Origin of the sequence: Dokdonia genika (genome assembly GCF_042652845.1) — a bacterium.
GTDB classification, from domain to species: domain Bacteria; phylum Bacteroidota; class Bacteroidia; order Flavobacteriales; family Flavobacteriaceae; genus Dokdonia; species Dokdonia donghaensis.
In genome coordinates, this window is sequence record NZ_JBHSHB010000016.1 from 227451 (window position 1) to 246220 (window position 18770).

Annotated in this window: 15 protein-coding genes; 4 read left to right on the forward strand and 11 right to left on the reverse strand. The window is 38.5% G+C overall.

Annotation, left to right across the window (positions count from 1 at the left end; genetic code table 11):
• The first annotated feature begins 4 nt into the window (after nt 1-4).
• Nucleotides 5-841, forward strand: a complete 837-nt coding sequence (locus tag ACFO5T_RS10690) for a hypothetical protein (protein WP_380034259.1) — start codon at nt 5-7, stop codon at nt 839-841.
• On the opposite strand, the gene ACFO5T_RS10695 is transcribed toward ACFO5T_RS10690, so the two are convergent.
• A complete protein-coding gene (locus ACFO5T_RS10695) occupies nt 838-3750 on the reverse strand; it encodes an FAD-binding and (Fe-S)-binding domain-containing protein (protein WP_380034261.1) in 2913 nt (970 codons plus the stop codon). The two genes, ACFO5T_RS10690 and ACFO5T_RS10695, sit on opposite strands and share 4 nt — an antisense overlap.
• An 86-nt stretch (nt 3751-3836) precedes the next feature.
• Between ACFO5T_RS10695 and ACFO5T_RS10700 the strand changes: the two genes are divergently transcribed.
• Nucleotides 3837-4331, forward strand: coding sequence for a hypothetical protein (locus tag ACFO5T_RS10700; RefSeq protein ID WP_380034263.1), 495 nt, complete (start codon nt 3837-3839; stop codon nt 4329-4331).
• 7 nt (nt 4332-4338) lie between these two features.
• Here the strand turns inward: ACFO5T_RS10700 and bshA are convergent, their stop codons facing one another.
• The 9 genes from bshA to ACFO5T_RS10745 form a co-directional block, all read right to left on the reverse strand.
• Complete coding sequence (bshA, locus tag ACFO5T_RS10705; RefSeq protein ID WP_035324541.1) at nt 4339-5466, reverse strand: N-acetyl-alpha-D-glucosaminyl L-malate synthase BshA; 1128 nt, start codon at nt 5464-5466, stop codon at nt 4339-4341.
• 93 nt (nt 5467-5559) lie between these two features.
• The gene (locus ACFO5T_RS10710) at nt 5560-8481 is read right to left on the reverse strand and encodes a glycoside hydrolase family 3 N-terminal domain-containing protein (RefSeq protein WP_380034266.1); all 2922 of its coding nucleotides are present in this window, start codon (nt 8479-8481) and stop codon (nt 5560-5562) included.
• Nucleotides 8482-8631: 150 nt separating this feature from the next.
• Entirely contained in the window at nt 8632-9126 is a 495-nt protein-coding gene (locus ACFO5T_RS10715; RefSeq protein ID WP_035324540.1) for a hypothetical protein, read from the reverse strand.
• 122 nt (nt 9127-9248) lie between these two features.
• The gene (locus ACFO5T_RS10720) at nt 9249-10040 is read right to left on the reverse strand and encodes a (Fe-S)-binding protein (RefSeq protein WP_021778728.1); all 792 of its coding nucleotides are present in this window, start codon (nt 10038-10040) and stop codon (nt 9249-9251) included.
• Nucleotides 10041-10072: 32 nt separating this feature from the next.
• Nucleotides 10073-10507 (reverse strand): LNS2 domain-containing protein, encoded by a 435-nt coding sequence (locus ACFO5T_RS10725; protein WP_021778727.1) that lies wholly within the window; start codon nt 10505-10507, stop codon nt 10073-10075.
• Nucleotides 10500-10838, reverse strand: a complete 339-nt coding sequence (locus ACFO5T_RS10730) for a hypothetical protein (protein WP_380034269.1) — start codon at nt 10836-10838, stop codon at nt 10500-10502. Before ACFO5T_RS10730 ends, ACFO5T_RS10725 begins: the two co-directional genes overlap by 8 nt.
• Nucleotides 10828-12174, reverse strand: a complete 1347-nt coding sequence (locus tag ACFO5T_RS10735) for a 4Fe-4S dicluster domain-containing protein (RefSeq protein ID WP_021778725.1) — start codon at nt 12172-12174, stop codon at nt 10828-10830. The genes ACFO5T_RS10730 and ACFO5T_RS10735 overlap by 11 nt, the downstream gene beginning before the upstream one ends.
• Nucleotides 12175-12198: 24 nt before the next feature.
• Entirely contained in the window at nt 12199-13143 is a 945-nt protein-coding gene (locus tag ACFO5T_RS10740) for an MlaD family protein (protein ID WP_021778724.1), read from the reverse strand.
• Nucleotides 13144-13209: 66 nt separating this feature from the next.
• Nucleotides 13210-14331: an N-acetylmuramoyl-L-alanine amidase family protein gene (locus tag ACFO5T_RS10745; RefSeq protein ID WP_380034271.1), complete on the reverse strand. Its 1122-nt coding sequence runs from the start codon at nt 14329-14331 to the stop codon at nt 13210-13212.
• 181 nt (nt 14332-14512) lie between these two features.
• On the opposite strand from ACFO5T_RS10745, the gene ACFO5T_RS10750 reads away from it, so the two are divergent.
• Nucleotides 14513-17302: a putative LPS assembly protein LptD gene (locus ACFO5T_RS10750; protein WP_380034273.1), complete on the forward strand. Its 2790-nt coding sequence runs from the start codon at nt 14513-14515 to the stop codon at nt 17300-17302.
• Nucleotides 17303-17353: 51 nt separating this feature from the next.
• Entirely contained in the window at nt 17354-17734 is a 381-nt protein-coding gene (locus ACFO5T_RS10755; protein WP_021778721.1) for a Rid family detoxifying hydrolase, read from the forward strand.
• Between the two features lie 14 nt (nt 17735-17748).
• On the opposite strand, the gene holA is transcribed toward ACFO5T_RS10755, so the two are convergent.
• A complete protein-coding gene (gene holA / locus ACFO5T_RS10760) occupies nt 17749-18753 on the reverse strand; it encodes a DNA polymerase III subunit delta (protein ID WP_380034275.1) in 1005 nt (334 codons plus the stop codon).
• Between the last annotated feature and the right edge of the window lie 17 nt (nt 18754-18770).

An 18770-nucleotide genomic window follows, 5' to 3' on the forward strand; every position in this document is an offset into this window, starting at 1 on the left:
CATTATGAAATTTCACACACTACTCGCCTTATCCCTTTTTATAACTTTTATAAGTTGCAGTGACTCAGATGAGGATACTCAGAGCACTACAGATATGGGTGAGAGTGAGGACCAGATGGAAGATGCTCCAGTATATAGCTACTACTCTTTAACCACTGGAGATAACTGGCAGTATGACGTCACCACAGATGATATGGATACTACACAAGACAATCTTGAGGTAATAGGACTCACCGAAATTAATGGAACAAGCTTTACAGGTTTTGAGTCAAATGTAGATAGCGCAGGCTTTATTACCAATCTTATCGCTGCTGGTGGACTTGTAGAAAGTGAAGGTACCTTACGTTACTCTGGAGAAGTTACTATACCTCTAGATGAGACTAATAATATCTCGCTGCTTATACCAGTAATAAAATTATATGATCAATCAATTACGACAGCAGGCACACAAGTTGACCAGATTACACAAACTATTACTCAAGAAATAGAAGGAATCCCTGTTACTATAGATGCATTTGTTACATCTACTAGTGGTAATACAATAGAAAATAGTAGTATAAATGGAGTGACATTCCCACGTGTTCTGACAGCAACACTTACTATTAATGCTACTATAAGCGCATCTATATTAGGTGTACAAGTAACACTTCTTGAGTCACAAGATGTTATCATAACTACAAACACCTATGCTCAAAATATTGGTCTTGTAAATTCTGATTTAGATTTTCAATATGAATTTGAGGACTTAAGCAGCTTTGGTGTAACACTGCCATTTCCTGAGAGTGCTTCTAGTTTTACTAATCAAGTGATTACTACTTATGATGTCGCTGGTGATGATTAATTAAGGGCTTGTCTTAAAACCGTAACAGGATGTAAAGCTACACGCTGTGTACCATCCTTTATTTGATGTCTACAGCTAGTCCCGTTTGCAACTATAACAGTGTCATTACCTGCCTTACGCACTGCGGGAAATAAGGTTTGCTCACCTACCTTCATACTCACTTCATAATGCTCCTTCTCATACCCAAAGCTGCCCGCCATACCGCAGCAGCCAGATGGTATAATGGTAGGCACATAGTTTACCGGTAAATTAAGTATTGCAAATGTGTGTGATACAGATGAGAGTGCCTTTTGATGGCAATGCCCGTGTATTTTGAGTTTTTTCGCTTTCGCGGAAAACTGCTCGGCAGTAATTACTCCTTTTTTAATTTCATTATGTAAAAACTCTTCTATAAGAAAAGCCTTTGCAGCTATTTGTTTTGCTATCTCTACGTCATCTGCCAGTCGAATATATTCATCTCTAAACGTAAGCAACGCCGAAGGTTCTATACCCACTATAACAGTATCATCACCAATATCTTTAAACGCCGCAATGTTTTTATTTGTCAAAACTTTTGCTTCATCTAAAAATCCTTTTGAGATGTAAGAACGACCACTATCGTGGTTTGTAATTACCTGCAAGTCGTATCCAAGCTTAGTTAAAAGTACAACAGCATCTTGCGCTATTGATCCATCTAGATATTGTGTAAACTCATCTATATAAAGAACAACTTTAGTTTTGGATATAGCTGGAGTACTCAAATTAGTACAGCGAGCTACATTACTCTCTTGAGGATTTAAAAACACCTCAAGTTTAGGCAAACTACGCTTTTTTGCAATACCTAAAGTGGCTTTTGCAACACCACCAGTTACCGCTAGCATTGTATTATAAAACCTAGGAGCTACAGCTCCTAGCTTATTAATCTTTGTGTTATGCGCAAATAATTTGGTGCGTAAACTACTCCCATTAGATTTTTGATATTGATACTCAAACTCTGCTTTGAGCGTAGCAACATCTACATTACTTGGACACTCGCTTGCACACGCTTTGCAACTAAGGCATAAGTCAAAAACATCCTTAAGTTCCTTGTGATTATACTTATTTGCCTTTTCTGAAGTTGTTAAAAACTCACGTAAGGTATTGGCCCTCGCTCTAGTTGTATCTTTCTCATCACGAGTCGCACGATAACTAGGGCACATAGCACCTCCAGCGCTAGGCATCTTTCTACAATCACCACTACCATTACATTTTTCGGCTAGGCGTAGTATTCCTTGATTGTCATTAAAATTTAATAGCGTCTCTACCTCTGGTTCTTGACGACCAACTTCATAGCGCAAATTTTGATCCATAGGGAAAGCATCTATTATCTTTCCGGCATTAAAAATATGATGAGGGTCAAAAGCACTCTTAACTGCTTTCATCATCTCATAATTTTTTTTACCCACCATAAGTGGTATGAACTCTGCACGTACAATACCATCACCGTGCTCACCACTCATTGAGCCATAATATTTTTTAACCAGATGCGCTACATCTGTAGTAATCTGTCTAAAGAGCGATACATCTTCCTTTTTCTTTAAATCAAGTATGGGTCGTAAATGCAACTCTCCAGCGCCCGCGTGTGCATAATACACTGCATCTTGCTCATAACGGTCCATAATAGCGGTAAACTCATCTATATAAGCCGCTAGATCTTCTAGAGCCACCGCCGTATCTTCTATACAAGCTACAGCCTTTTTATCTCCTATTATATTTCCTAAGAGCCCCAGGCCTGCTTTACGCAACTCTATAGCTTGAGCTACTTCTGGTCCTTCTAGTATTGGGAAGGCATAACCTATTTGCTCCTTTTGTAAATCTGTAATAACAGCACTTGCTTGTGCTCTTGCTCCTTCTAGTGTATGGTCACAAACTTCTAGCATTAATATTGCTGCCGGATCACCATCTACAAAAAATCTATTTTTAAGCTGATCACGATTGTTTTTTGTACAGTCTAAAATCACTTTATCCATCATCTCGCAGGTAAAGAGATTATGACGCATCGCAGGTACAACAGCTTTAAGACAACTAGTTAAATCCTCAAAATGCGCGGCTACAAGTACATTATATGCTGGAGGTAACTCGTCAAGTTGTAAAGTGATTTCTGTAGTAAAAGCAAGCGTACCCTCACTTCCTGCGAGTAAACTACACATATTAAAATCTTTTCCACTTACGTGAAAAGGGTTCATTTGTGCCAAGTAATCTAGGGCATAGCCCGTATTTCTTCTATGTATCTCTGGTTTTGGAAAATGTGCTGCAATTTCTGCTCTTGACTCCTCGTCTTTTAGAGATGTATAAATTGTGTTGTATATACTTCCTTCTAGGGTGGTGTGTGTCAACTTTTCGCGAAAGCGTACTTCATCTAAATTCTCAAAAGTAGCCTCACTCCCATCAGATAATATAGTTTTAAGTCTTACCGTCTTATCTCTGGTCACGCCATACTGAATACTGGTGGTTCCGGAAGAGTTATTACCTACCATACCCCCTATCATACAGCGGTTTGCAGTAGATGTATTAGGTCCAAAAAACAAGCCGTGAGGCTTTAAAAATAAATTAAGCTCATCGCGTATCACTCCGGGCTGTACAACAACCTGTTTCTTTTCTTTATCAAAAGAGATAATGTTTGTAAAGTGTTTTGACACATCTACCACAATCCCATCTCCTACACACTGTCCCGCTAGGGATGTTCCTGCGGTGCGTGGTATGAGTGTGATGCTATTTTGTAAAGCAAACTCACATAAAACTTTAATATCCTGCGCTGTTTTAGGAAGAGCAACAGCTAGCGGAATTTTACGATATACAGATGCATCTGTCGCATAAATAGTTTTATGAAGGTTATCATAGTAAAGTTCTCCTTCTAATTGAGCCTGTAATTTTTTTAATAATATTTTCACAGGGATAAAAATAGATAAAATTTTATGCAGTCGTTAACGTTATAGAGGTAGTGTTCTTAATAATTTTACACTTAAAATAAATAACTATGAAACATACAATATATACCCTACTTCTCTTTATAGGAATTAGCGCAACGGCTATAGGGCAAGAGATCTCTCCAAATGCTATAGGATTAAGACTAGGCGATAATAACGGTTTTAGCACAGAGGTAAACTACCAGCGAGCACTAAGTGAGAATAATAGACTAGAGTTAGGCCTCTCGTGGAGAACGGGTAATAACTTTGATGCTATAAAAGGTACAGGTATTTATCAGTGGGTATGGAATATAGATGGTGGCTTAAACTGGTATGCCGGAGCAGGTGCATCTGTAGGATCTTTTGATGTAGACGAAGATTTTCCTGGATTTGATAATAACGACAGTGAGTTTTTTCTCAACGCGGCTGGTGATATCGGAATTGAATATAGGTTTGACTTCCCACTGCTACTCTCTCTAGATTTTAGACCAGAGATAGCAATACTTAATGACTTTGATGATAGTCTTGAGTTTGATGTAGCACTAGGTATAAGATACCTTTTTTAAGAGAAATCTAAGCTTTTACTAAAGCTCTTTCATATAACTCCTCATAAAGCGGTACAATGTTTTGAATATCAAACTTGGCCGCTTCTTTTTTGGCATTAGTTTTAAACTGTTCCAAGGTAGCATCATCCTCAAGTATGCGTATAGCATTTTGAGCCATATCTGCAATGTTACCTACGTTACTTAAATAACCTGTTACACCATCTACATTTACTTCTGGTATACCACCGGCATTACTTGAAATAACTGGTACACGGTTTACCATAGCCTCTAGCGCTGCAAGCCCAAAACTCTCTGCCTCAGATGGCAGTAAGAAAAGATCAGAAAAGCAAAGTATTTTATCTACCTCGTTACTATTACCTAAAAATCGTACTTTCTCCTCTATACCTAGTTCTCTCACGCGCTGCTCTGCCGCTTCACGTTCTGGCCCCTCACCTACCATAAGAAGCTTAGAAGGAATCTCAAGTTGTAATCGATAAAACACTTCGATAACATCTGAGATACGCTTTACCTTTCTAAAGTTACTTATGTGAGTTACTATACGCTCATCTTCATTTGCCATAAGGCTGCGCTGGCAGTCTGTAAAACTATCATCTACAGCGGTATAGTCTATAAAGTTAGGCACCACATCTATTTCTTTTGTGATATCAAATAAGCGAAGTGTATCCTGCTTTAAACTTTCTGAAACAGAGGTAACAACATCACTATTATTAATACTAAAACTTACCGCTGGTCTATAAAAAGGGTGACTCCCTACAAGAGTTATATCTGTACCGTGAAGTGTGGTTACCATAGGCACTTCTATTCCCTCCTGCTTGAGCATTTCTTTTGCCATATAACCCGCATATGCGTGTGGTATTGCATAGTGCACGTGTAAGATATCAATGCTCTCTTTTTTTATAATACGTACTAACTTACTAGACAAAGCAAGCTCGTAAGGTTGATAATGAAACAGCGCATAATCTGGTACATTTACCTCGTGAAAATGAATATTGTCATTAAGCAATGCAAGTCTCACTGGCTGCTTGTAGGTAACAAAGTGTACCTCGTGACCTCTTTTTGATAAAGCGATTCCAAGTTCGGTTGCTACTACACCACTTCCTCCAAAGGTTGGGTAACAGACAATTGCAATTTTCATAGTACGGTTTTTTGGGTTGTTTCTTTTTAGGCTTTCGCGAAAGCGGACTCATACACTTTATAAGTAGTACAAGTAGCTCATAGCCTTACAAATTTAATCAATTAAAGATTGATAAATCACCTCTTGAATGGTGGTTCTCAACCCTGATTTTATAAGTGCTCTATTCTCCATAGTAGGAAATGTTCTGTTAGATAAGAACACGTAAACTAACTCATTTTCTGGGTCTGCCCAGGTGTAAGTCCCTGTAAAACCGCTATGTCCAAAACTCGTCATAGGCACACAACCGCAAGTAGGGCCTCCACCACTAAGTTGTGGTTTATCAAAGCCTACACCTCTGCGCACTTTATTATCACAATAATTACAGGTGTTAAAGCGGTCCATTGTTTCTTTTGAGAAATAGCGTTTGCCTCCATAATAACCATCTTGAAGATACATTTGCATCAACTTTGCTACATCATTTGAGTTTGAAAACAACCCGGCGTGGCCACCCATATTGCTTTGCATCGCTGCTCCCATATCGTGTACATATCCTTGTACTTTTTGATTGCGCCAGTAGGTATCATTTTCTGATGGTACAATCATTTCTTTTCTAAACTTTCTAAGGGGCCTATATCCAGTGTAGTTTGCTCCTATTGAGTTATAAAAATGACTACTTGTGATCTCTTGAAGATTCTTACCATAATAATCTTCAAGAAATTTTTTCATCAGATAATAAGGCAAGTCGCTATACTTATAAGATAAGCGAGAGCGTAAGTCACTGTCGGCTATTTTCTTTATGATGGTATCTGTATATCCAGTGCGCAGGTACATCTTCTCTGCCACCTTAATATTATAATTAGGCGAGTATGAGGTGCTGTAGTAATCATCTAGCGGTTTTTTTGTAACCGAGTCTAGCGTGCTCACGTAAAACGGAATCCACGCCTTGAATCTACCATAATGAGAAAGGGCCTTCTTAAGTGTTATGTTTGCTTTATTACTACCTTTTAGTTCTGGTATAAGCGTGCCTAACTTGTCTTCTAGATCGATACTTCCCTCGCTCTCAAGCTCCATTAAGAGCGGTAATGAGGCAAGAATTTTTGTCATAGAGGCGATGTCATACATACTCTCTGGACGTACAGGTTGTTTTTTATTATAGGTGTGATAACCAAAACTTTTATCATAAATCACCTTACCTCTGCGCGCTACAAGCACCTGTGCTCCAGGCATCATTGCTCTTTTAATCCCTAGATTAACAAGAGAGTCTATCTTAATATTGAGCGTGTCTGAGTCTACACCTACCTCTTCTGGTATACCGTAAGACATTCTTCTTAAGGTTCCAGACTGTAACCCTGTGCGTATAGGTGTCTCCCCTAGCGATACGGGTAATCTTCCTTTACTGGGGATTGCTCCAAAAATGAGCTGTGCACTTTTTTCTTGTGCTAGTTTACTGTTTTGGTAACTATGTATTATCGCTTCTATATCTTGTGTGTCTTGCAAGTCTAGCATTGCATACGGACGCACAAAAAGATCTAATACGACCGTTTTTGTTTTGGCTATCTCCTTAATCCAGCGTATGTTTTCTTTTGTAAACTTATAAGACTTCCAAGGGTTTGCGTTAGATCTATGAAAACCAATAATCACATAGTTAAAATCGGTTAGTTTTTCTTGAGTGGCCTCTAGGGTTTTTGTTGTAATATTTTCAATAGAAGCATACTTGCGTAGTTGCTGTTTAAAAGCCGAACCGTCATCATCACCAAGACCTACATAAGCTATCTTTTTCTGATCAATATTTGTAACTGGGATAACGTTATTATTGTTTTTTGTAACAGTAATTGCATTTTCGATTGCCTCGCTATATACGATATCATCATATCTAGAATTCAGGTCATTTACTAGATTTTTAGTTGTGACAGGTGTATAATTATGTAGTCCTACTTTGTATTTTGCATATAGTATTTTCTTAACAGAATGGGCTAACCGCTCTTCTGTAATCTCACCTTGTTGTAATGCATTTAAAATTTTGGCGGAAGCCGAAGGAACATTTTCACTTATAAGTAAGATATCATTACCTGCCTTAAAGGCTGCGAGATCAATATCTCCAGGTTCTTTAAAGTTTGCAGCGCCTTTCATATTAAGGGCGTCTGTAAATATTAAACCGTGAAAGAGGTAATCTTCCTTGAGTATTTTTGTAACCACCGTAGGTGATATACTTGTGGGTACACCTTTTTCTGGCACAAGTGCTGGTACATTGAGGTGTGCTACCATAATGCTGGCAATACCATTTTCTATAATAGGTTTATAGGGGTACATCTCTACACCTTGAAGTCGCTCTTTTGTAAAATTGAGAGTAGGAAGCGTTTTATGACTGTCTTTATCTGTATCTCCGTGACCAGGAAAATGCTTTGCACTGCCTAATACACCCGCCTCTTGCATTCCTTCCATAAAGGCAATTGCCTTTTCTGTAACATTTATTTTATCTTCTCCAAAAGAGCGGTTACCTATAATAGGATTTGCAGGGTTGATATTTATATCTACTACAGGAGCAAAGTTAATGTGTACACCAAGACGCTTTGAGTGCTCGCCTATGCGTCTCCCCACCTTCTTTACAATATTATTATCTTGTATGGCACCAAGTGTCATATTCCAAGGGAAAGCATATGTGCTATCTAGTCGCATTGCAAGTCCCCACTCTGCATCCATACCCACGAGCAGTTTTGTTTTTGACATTGCTTGAAACTCATTATTGAGTTTTGCCTGTCGCATAGGGCCACCTTTGGAAAAGATGAGACCGCCTATGTGCTCTTCTTTAATGAGCTTTTTGATTTTATCTATCTTGACTTGAGGATCACTTGAGAATATGTCCACCATAAATAGTTGACCTATTCGCTCTTTTGGAGTCATTTGTTGATAAACAGAATCAACCCAAGCGCGTTGAGCCACAATATCATTTGCATATAAGGGGTATCGCTCTTGACCGAAAGCAAAGGTGGTAAATAAAAGAAATAATAGTATGGTAAGATTGCGTGTAAACGCCATATAGTCTAAGTTTTTAAGTTGTCTTGTAGAAATCAAAAATAACGCCAAGAAGCGCTTTCTAATTACTAATATAAAAATAGGGGGTTTATTGTAACCCTGTTCTTAAAAATTAGAAATCTTAACAACATCTTATGAACTAAGAGAGACTAGCTATTTTCCTTTTTTAAGAAAGCGAGAATGCCAGCTATCTTTTGCAGCAATCTCCCAGTTTACTTTATACTCACCTACAGTAGCTACTAGATTATTAAACACTATAGTGTTCTTACCTACTGCACCATCTTTGATCATTTTTTTAAAATCAAGAAGTGTTTTATAATGTATGCGATCATTTTGATAATAAGTCACATTCATTTTATCAAGAAGATCTACACCGAGCTCCTCTTGTAATGATATAATAAATCGCACCTGGCTATCTATAGAGCATCCACTAGCGGCAGCTTCTGTTTGATCAAGGCCTATGGCTATAAAACGATTATATTTTATTTCAAAACCTGCTTTAAGACTTGCTCCGTGCGCTGTCCAGCCAGTTAAAAATGTACTCAAATCTTTCTCTAGTTGAGCTACTTGCTCATCTGTAAATTTTTGATCAGACTGGTATAACCAGATTCTTGATGTGTCTGAAAGTGAATTAAAATCTACAAGCATACTATTCTATTTAAAAGTAAAAAAAGCGGATGTTACATCCGCTTTGAAAATAAATTGATATTAAAGTGCACGTTAAAACGATACCATAACCGCACTACTTATTTCTTGAAATGACAGGTGCTCTACAATTCTTCTGCAGAAGCAATCATCTCTGCAACATCCATTACCTCGATGCTACCTTCCTTTTCTTTATTCTTAACACCATCTGTCATCATTGTATTACAAAAAGGACATCCTGCTGCTATCACGTCTGGCTTCACCTCTAGTGCTTGCTCTGTACGCTCTATATTCACATCTTTATTACCTGGCTCTGGCTCTTTAAACATCTGTGCCCCACCAGCTCCACAACATAAACCATTAGTCTTACACTTGCGCATTTCTACAAGCTCTACATCAAGTTTACGTAGTAATTCTCTAGGTGCTTCATAGACTCCATTTGCACGTCCTAAATAGCAAGGATCGTGGAAGGTGATACGCTTTCCTTTAAACTTACCTCCCTCTACTGTAAGACGACCGTCATCAAGTAGTGATTTTAAAAACTGTGTATGGTGTACTACTTCATAGTTTCCACCTAGTGATGGATACTCGTTTTTAAGTGTATTAAAACAGTGCGGGCAAGCCGTTACTATTTTTTTTACTTCATAACCATTAAGCACTTCAATATTTGTAACTGCCTGCATCTGGAACAAGAATTCATTTCCTGCTCTTTTTGCTGGATCTCCAGTACAACTTTCTTCTGCGCCTAAAACTGCAAAATCTACGTTTGCTTTATTTAATATACGAGCAAATGCTTTTGTAATTTTCTTTGCTCTGTCATCAAAACTCCCTGCACAACCTACCCAAAAGAGTACTTCTGGCTGCTTTCCTTGCGCCAGATATTCGGCCATTGTGGGTACTTTAAGTGTCTCACTCATATGCGTATATTACTATGTAATCTAATTATAATTTAATCTTCAAAGACCTCTATGGTCACTTTCTTCTCTACTAGGTCCGTAAATTTACCTTTGTAGCGTGTTGCTTTAACTAGGTGATTATCTACCCAGTGATAATTTCCTCCTCTAGGTTTCCCCATCAAAAGGCTATGAAATTTAAACCCGTGACGATTTAACCACTCTGTAGTTACATCTCTGTGCTCTTCTGTTCTTGAAGTAAAGAAACAGATAATGTGCCCCTCATCATACCACTTGTTAAGCGTTTTTAATGCATCTGGAAAAGGCTCACAAGTACCCATACGCTCTGGCTCCTCATTAGGAACATCTTCTGTAATGGTACCATCTATATCAATAAGATAATTTTTAACACCTTCTGGAAGTACTGGACTTACGTGTTCTCCGTCTTCTAGCTTTTCGCTTAATAGCTTGTCTACGTCTTCTTTATTCATTGGTATTGTTTAGGTTTTTAAAATCTTCTTTACTAAATCTTACGTAGAGGGCCAGTCTATGCTCTCCAGGTTTTTTATATCGAGGGTTGTGACGCTCTATCATAGATTGTCGCATTGCCTCATCTCTTAAGACTTGCATCTGGGTCTCTGTACACCAATCACAAAATATCTTTTTGACGGTAATACTATCTACTTGTAACTGCGGCCCTACGAAGAGACGTGTGTACATCTTAAACTGTAAACTATCTATTTTATAATTTTTTGTAGGGGTTTGCGCTTTCGCGAAAGCGAAAAAAAACACTCCTACTATTATAAAAAGTTTACGCCTCATTGATCCAGTTTCCTCTGTCTAACTGATTAAACGGCCACGGTGCACCATTATTCTCTATGTTAGTCATTGCATTATTTAAATCTGTAGGTGCTGCACTTTCTTCCATCACCATATAACGTCTCATATCTACAATGATACTCAATGGATCAATACCTATAGGACAAGCCTCAACACAAGCATTACACGTAGTACAAGCCCAAAGCTCCTCTTTTGTGATATAATCATCTAGCAACTGCTTGTTATCTGGTACAAACACGCCATTATTGCTATCTATATTTTTACCAACTTCCTCAAGACGATCACGAGTATCCATCATAATCTTACGAGGGCTTAGTTTTTTTCCTGTTTGGTTTGCAGGACACTCACTCGTACAACGTCCACACTCTGTACAACTGTAAGAGTTCATAAGTTGTACCCAGTTAAGATCTGTCACATCACTTGCACCAAATTTTCCTACCTCTGCCTCTTCTGCTCCTTCTGGTGGTGCGGCAAATGGGTCTGCATTAGGATCCATCATAAGCATTACCTCATCTGTAACAGCTTGTAGGTTATTAAACTCACCTTGTGGTTTAAGTTTTGCATACCAAGTGTTTGGGAATGCAAGTAAGATGTGTAAGTGTTTTGAGTAGTATAGGTAATTTAAGAAAACTAATATTCCTAAGATGTGTATCCACCAGGCAGCGCGCTCTACGATTATAAGAGCACTCTCAGACATTCCTTCAAAAAGGGGTGCTATAAAACTACTTATAGGGAAAGAACCCATTATACTGCCATCTGCAGATGCATAGTGAGCAGCTCCCATAGTTTGTAATTGTAAGTCGGCAGCATTCATTGTGAGGAAAAGCCCCATTAATACTACTTCAAAATAGAGTATAATATTACCATCAGACTTAGGCCATCCCTTCATCTCTGGTTTTAAGAATCGCTGTATTTTAATCACATTACGACGTAACCAGAAAATGATTACAGCTACAAGTACTAAAAATGCAAGAATCTCAAAGCTACCTATAAGAAAATCATATAACCCTCCTAAGAAGCTAAATACTCTGTGTGTACCAAAAAGACCATCTATAATGATCTCTAGCACTTCTATGTTTATAATGATAAAACCTACGTAAACAACAACGTGTAGAATACCAGATACTGGTCTTTTTACCATCTTGTACTGGCCTAAGGCAATCTTTGCCATATTCTTCCAGCGCTGTGGCTTGTTATCAGAACGATCTACATCTTTTCCCAGATTTATATTACGGGAAAGCTTTTTAATGTTTTTTACAAAGAAACCAACCCCAAGAACTAGGGCTACAAGGAAAATAAAATTTTGAATGTATTGCATAAAATTCGTTAGTTAAGCTCGCGCCTACTGTAACGAATCTTTAGGCGGAGTATACGCTCCCGGTTTTTTACCAAAAAGCGAAAAATGAACATATCTCTTTGGGTTGAGCTTCATATCCTGAAGTAAGTCCCCCATCTGATTTGCTGTACGATCCAAATTTAAGTAAAGTTGCTCATCATTCAAAAGTTTACCTACGGTTCCTTCTGGAGAATTTAACTTATTAGAGATTTCTTGAAAATCTGCTATAGTTTTTTCTAAATCTGCAACCATTGTCCCCATTTGTATCTGTGACAACGAATCTGATAATGTTGCAAAATTACCACTCATTTTGTCAAGATTTGCTATGGTACGGTCTAATTTTACTTGGTTTTCTGATAATAAGGCATTTACAGAGCCAGATATTCCTTTAAGCTCTCTAGAAGCCGTTGTAAAGTTTGCAATCGCGTCTCTTAAGTTTGCTCTTGTATCTCTATCTAGTACAGAATTTACGTTTACCAGAAGAGAATCTGTATCGCCTATTACCTTCTCAACTTGATTTTGTAATGGCGTAAGGCGCTCATTTACGAGCTCCATAATTCCTTCTCCCATCTCACCTGGTAATGTATCTCCAGTTTTTGCATTTTGTCCCTTCTCATAGGTAGGAACTATCGCTAGTGACTTACCTCCTATTAATCCTCCACCGTAGACTCTAGCAAGACTCTGGTTTGAAAACTCAAAATCTTTCTCAACCACAAACTTTACGACAAGCTTACCAGAACTGTCTGCAAAGTCTATAGATAATACTCTACCCACTGGCAATCCATTAATAGTCACTTGTGATGAAGGTGCAAGACCTTCTACATTATCATATTTTGCGTAGAGAATTTTACTCTTATCTAGTAGATTATTTCCTTTAAGATAATTGTAGCCAAAAATAAGTAACAGCAATGCTGCAATTACTAGTATGGCGGTTTTGATTTCTTTAGACATTAATTGAGATGATGGTTATAAAAACAAATGTAGGTGAATTGTTAAAGGTCTACCTTACAGATAAGACTAATTTAACACTTGCTTAAGCTGTAACTTCTTGTTACTTTTATCAAAAGGTACAATAAAAGCTTCCTTATACCCCTTTGCTTTTGCATCTTGTAAAAATCTTCTAGCCAGCGTATAATCTGAGGTTGCTTCATAATAATATTTATAAAGTCTCCCATCTTTGATACGACTCACATTCTTAAGTCCCTTAAAATTGTAAGATTTAGTCTCAAGTTTACGCTTACTTGCCGCTAGCTGTACTTTAAAAGTAACATCTTTATACACCTTAGATTTTTCAACACGCACTGGTTTATTTGCCACAGGCGCATCTGCCGCTACTGTAATACTTTCTGTCGCTTGTATAGCCTTCTTGTAATTAGTCACCGCGGTACTTATGGCCTTTGCCATCTTAACTCTACCAGCATTTGAATTTAAAAATCTTCCCTCTTCATTGTTAGTAAGAAAACCAGTCTCTACAAGCACACTAGGCATTACAGACCTGTGCAGTACCCAGAAGGGACCTTGCTTTACTCCTCTACTGCTTCTTTTTACAGCACTCGTAAATTCTTTTTCTATAAAACTCGCTAGGTTTAAACTCTGGTCTAGATACTCCTCTTGCATAAGCTCCAGCCCTATCATTGTTTCTGGTTTATTAGGATCAAAGCCAGCATAGCGCTCTTCATAATTATCTTCAAGAAGGATTACCGCATTTTCCTTTTTGGCGATGCGCATATTTTTTTCATTCTTATCAATACCCATTACAAACGTCTCTGTACCCTTTGCCTGGCTAGAGTGTGAGTTACAGTGCACACTTATAAAGAGATCTGCATTTGCCTCGTTTGCGATATCTGCTCTGGTTGCTAGTGGTATAAAGACATCCTTCTTTCTAGTATAGATTACTTCTACGTCTTTTTGCTTTTCAAGTTCGGCACCTACGGCGAGTACAATGTCTAGCGCAATATTTTTTTCATAATACCCATTTCCACGGTTTCCGCTGTCGTCACCACCGTGACCGGCATCAAGCACGACCTTAAATTTTTTACTGGTTGAAGATGATTGCGCTTTCGCGAAAGCGCCATTAAAACAACTCCACACGAGTAGCCCAATGGTTAAATAAATCTTAAATGTGTCTTTTTTACGCATCCTTTGTATCAAATCTTACTCTTTTAAGCGTTAGGTATAAAATTAAACTCGTTTACTGATGTAACGTACTGAATACGGGTGTTATTTTCAAAAAATATTTTCTAAGGCAAAAGCCGAAAAAAATATACGTAATTTTGGCACTTTAATTGATTGATATTCGCACAAAAATAGGCTAATCCCATTGCAAACAAAAACTGGACTCCTTCTTATTATCTGCTCACTTTGCTTGCTGCCGCTTCTTACAGTAAATGCTCAGGACGTTCCATCCAAGAATGATGCCAGACGTGTCCCACCTCAAGACACAACGCTTATACAGAGTGCCACAGAAGGTTTTAAAACGCTTGCTAAACCAGTAGACACTCTAACTACAAAAGATATTACCGTAGAGGAACTACTCTCAACACCTCAAGACTCTTTAAAGAAAAAACCAGAAACACTTACAGATAAGGTAACCTATAAGGCTACAGATTACCAGCGCATCTCACAGCGCAAGAAGAAGATATACTTATACAATGAAGCCGAGATTCTTTATGAGGATATGAAAATTAATGCCGGAGAGATTATACTTGATTATGAGTCTAACACGGTGTTTGCAAAAGGTATAAAAGACTCTGCTGGGAATTATTCTCAAATACCAGTCTTTATACAGGGTGTAAATGAAGTACAGCCAGACTCTATAAAATTTAATTTTGACACACAGCGCGCCCTCATCTATGGCTCACGCGTAGAAGGTGCTGGAGGGCAACAAATAAATCTCAAAGCCGAACGTAGTAAACGTGTAAACGACTCTGTGGTGTTTATGAGTAATGTAAAGATCACCACTTCAGAAGATCTAGACAATCCAGAATATTACTTTTATGCAAGGCGCGTAAAGTTTGTACCTGGTAAAAAGCTAGTTGCGGGGCTTACTAATATGTACATCGCAGATGTGCCTACACCCATAGGGATTCCTTTTGCTTTTTTCCCTATGGAGAAAGAGCGTAGTGTCTCTGGCTTTATTGTACCTGGTGTGGGTGAGAGTAATGAGCGCGGCTACTCTGTAACAGATGGAGGTTATTACTTTGCACTAAGCGATTACTTTAACCTTGCACTTACTGGAGACTATTATACAAATGGTAGTTATGCCCTACGTGCAGATAGTGAGTATAAGGTGCGTTACAAATTTAGTGGGCGTTTTAGTTTTAGCTCTGAGCGTATTCTTTTTAGTGAGCGAGGCTTACCAGATTTTTCTGAAACAAATACCTATAACATACGCTGGAACCACTCTCAAGACACAAAGTCTAGTCCTAACAGTAGATTTTCTGCCTCTGTAAACTTAGGTAGTAGTAATTTTTACAGACAGTCGTTAAGCCAGGCAAACACAGGTAACTTTTTAAATAACAACTTTAGTTCTTCAGTCTCTTACTCACGTACCTTCCCGGGTACGGTACCTGTAAATCTTACAGTAGCAGCAACACACTCTCAAAACTCACAGACGGAGCAAATTACAATGTCGCTACCTACCACACAGCTCAACGTAGATAGAATCTATCCCTTTGCAGGTAAGTCTGGGTCTAAAAAAGGACTTATTAAAAATGTAAACCTAAGCTATGCTCTGCGAGCAGATAATCGTTTTAATACCACAGATGATGAGTTTTTTACCTCAGAGATGTTTGAGAGTGCTCAGACAGGTATAAGGCACAGCATCCCGATCTCTACTAACTTTAAGCTCTTTAATTACATAAGTGCTTCTGTGAGCGGTAATTTTGAAGAAAGCTGGGTTTTTAAGACTATAGATCAGCGTTTTGATCAAGACACAAAAACAGTGGTGCGCGATACTGTAAATGGGTTTGATGCCTACCGCACTTATAGAGGAGGTATAAGCCTAGGGACAACTGTATATGGTACTTTTAACTTTAAAGAAGGTAGTAAAATACAAACCATACGCCACGTAGTAAGGCCTTCTATAGGGTGGTCATATACTCCTGCCTTTAGCCAGTTTTATGACACCTATGAGCGCAATGACCCTAACGATCCATTGAGTGACGTATTTGATGAGACTGTTGAGTACTCGCGTTTTGATGGAGGTTTTTTTGGAGCACCTAGTAACCAGGTGTCTAACTCAATTTCTTTTAGTCTAGCAAATACACTTGAGGCTAAAGTGAGAAGCAAAGACAGCACAGCTACAGAGCCCCGTAAAATCAATCTTATAAACAACCTTAACATAAGGACCTCTTATAATATTGCGGCAGATAGCCTCAGGCTTTCTCCTATAAATATTAATGGCTCTATACCTATTATACAAGACAAGCTCGATATCAACTTTGGTGGAAATCTAGATATCTATGCCCTTAATAGTTCTAACAGAAGAATAGACAGGCTCAACATAAATAATGGTGGTAGTCTTTTTAGACTTACTTCTGGGCAAGCGAGTTTTGGTTACAGTTTTTCAAGTAGAGACTTTGAGAAAGGTGGTAAAAAAGATCCCGGTCGTAATACAGATCGTACAGAAAACTCAACCTTTGCTGGTGGTGGCCGCCCAGATGACTTACTGGGTCAAGGAGTAGATATTACCGGAAATAGAAATGCCGGAAGAGATGAACCAGATGAGGATGAGGAAGAAAAAGAAGTAGAATTCTACACCTTTAAAGTGCCGTGGAATTTACGTTTTGGCTATCAAGTAGGTTATGCAAACAGTGCCAGACAAGACCAGATAAGCACCCACTCTATAGTAATAAGTGGTGATATAAAGCTAGGTAACCGCTGGACCGTAGGAGGATCTACTGGGTATGACCTTGCAAACCCTGGTATTACTTACACCTCACTTAACTTTGCGAGAGATCTTGAGAGTTGGAATATGCGCTTTAGCTGGGTACCACCCGTAAATAATGACCTGAGTAGAACCTCGTGGAATTTCTTTATTGGGATTACCGGTAACCTGCTTAGTGATATAAAATATGACAAACGTCGTACCCCAGACCAGCAATTATAATAGAGATAGCAGTAATTACGCTTTCGCGAAAGCGTACTAAAAACCATACTAATGAAAAAAATAATCACAACTTCAAACGCCCCAGCACCTATAGGACCGTACAATCAAGCAACCCTTGTAAACGGAATGTTATATACTAGCGGGCAGATTGCCATTATACCAGCAACTGGCGAACTTTTTAAAGGAAGTATAGAAGAGGAAACTGAGCTTGTAATGCAAAGTGTAAAAGCGATTCTTACCGAAGCAGGAATGACCTTTGAAAATGTGGTAAAGACTTCCATCTTCATAAGTGATATGGAAAACTTTGGGAAGATAAACAGTGTGTATGGTAAGTACTTTAACGAGGCAACAGCACCTGCTAGAGAAACCGTAGAAGTGGCAAACCTACCTAAATACGTAAATGTAGAAATAAGCGTAATCGCCGCCGAATAATAGGTGGCTAGCCCTTAGTTCATAATCTTTACGAGCAATTCTTTGAGTAAATCATTACTTGCAAAGGCACTTGCTCCTACTCCTTTACTTTTTACATCTACCTCTCTTATGAGGGCGATACAGGCGCTCACTTTTTTCATAGGGTAGTTACGAGCGGCAGTGATGTACTCACCTACAAAAAAGGGAGATACTCCTAGTGTTTTTGCCACAGTAGCTTTATCCTTTTGTGGTAAGCCGTGATATTTTAATATACTTGAGAAAAGGCTAAAAAGTTGCCCCACGGTAAGTACTAGCGGATTATCTTTTGGGTTTTGTGTAAAGTACTGTGCGATGCGCTGTGCTTTTACAACATCTTTTTCTGAGATGGCTTTGCGAAGCTCAAAAATATTAAAGTCCTTACTTATACCTATGTTCTCCTCTATGGCTTGTGGAGTGATCTCACTCCCCTTAGGTAAAATAAGCATCAATTTATTGAGCTCATTTGCTACTTTACTTAAATCATTACCTAGGTAATCTACTAGCATTTGTGCTGCCTTAGGCTGTATGTGGTAGCCTTCGTCTATAAGTACACGGCGCAGCCAGTCACCTACTTGGTTTTCATAAAGCTTCTTGCTCTCATAATGCACTCCGTGCGTTTTAAGTGCTTTTGAGAGTCCTTTGCGCTTGTCTAGCTTCTTATACTTATAAGCCACAACCAGTACTGTAGTAGGCTGTGGTTTTTTTACATAATCTGCAAGCTTTTCTATTGTACGGGAGAGGTCTTGCGCTTCTTTTACAATCACCACCTGTCTCTCAGCCATCATAGGGTATCGCTTTGCATTGCTCACAATATCATCTATAGAGACATCACGGCCATAAAGTACTACTTGATTAAACCCTTTTTCGGCTTCATCAAGGAGGTTATGCTCTATGTAATCTGTGATTTGATCTATAAAATAGGGTTCCTCTCCACTTAAAAAATAGATAGGTTTTATGATCCCATTTTTAATATCGTCTACTATGTTTTTTGCGTGCTTCACCTTTGGCTTTTCCCGTA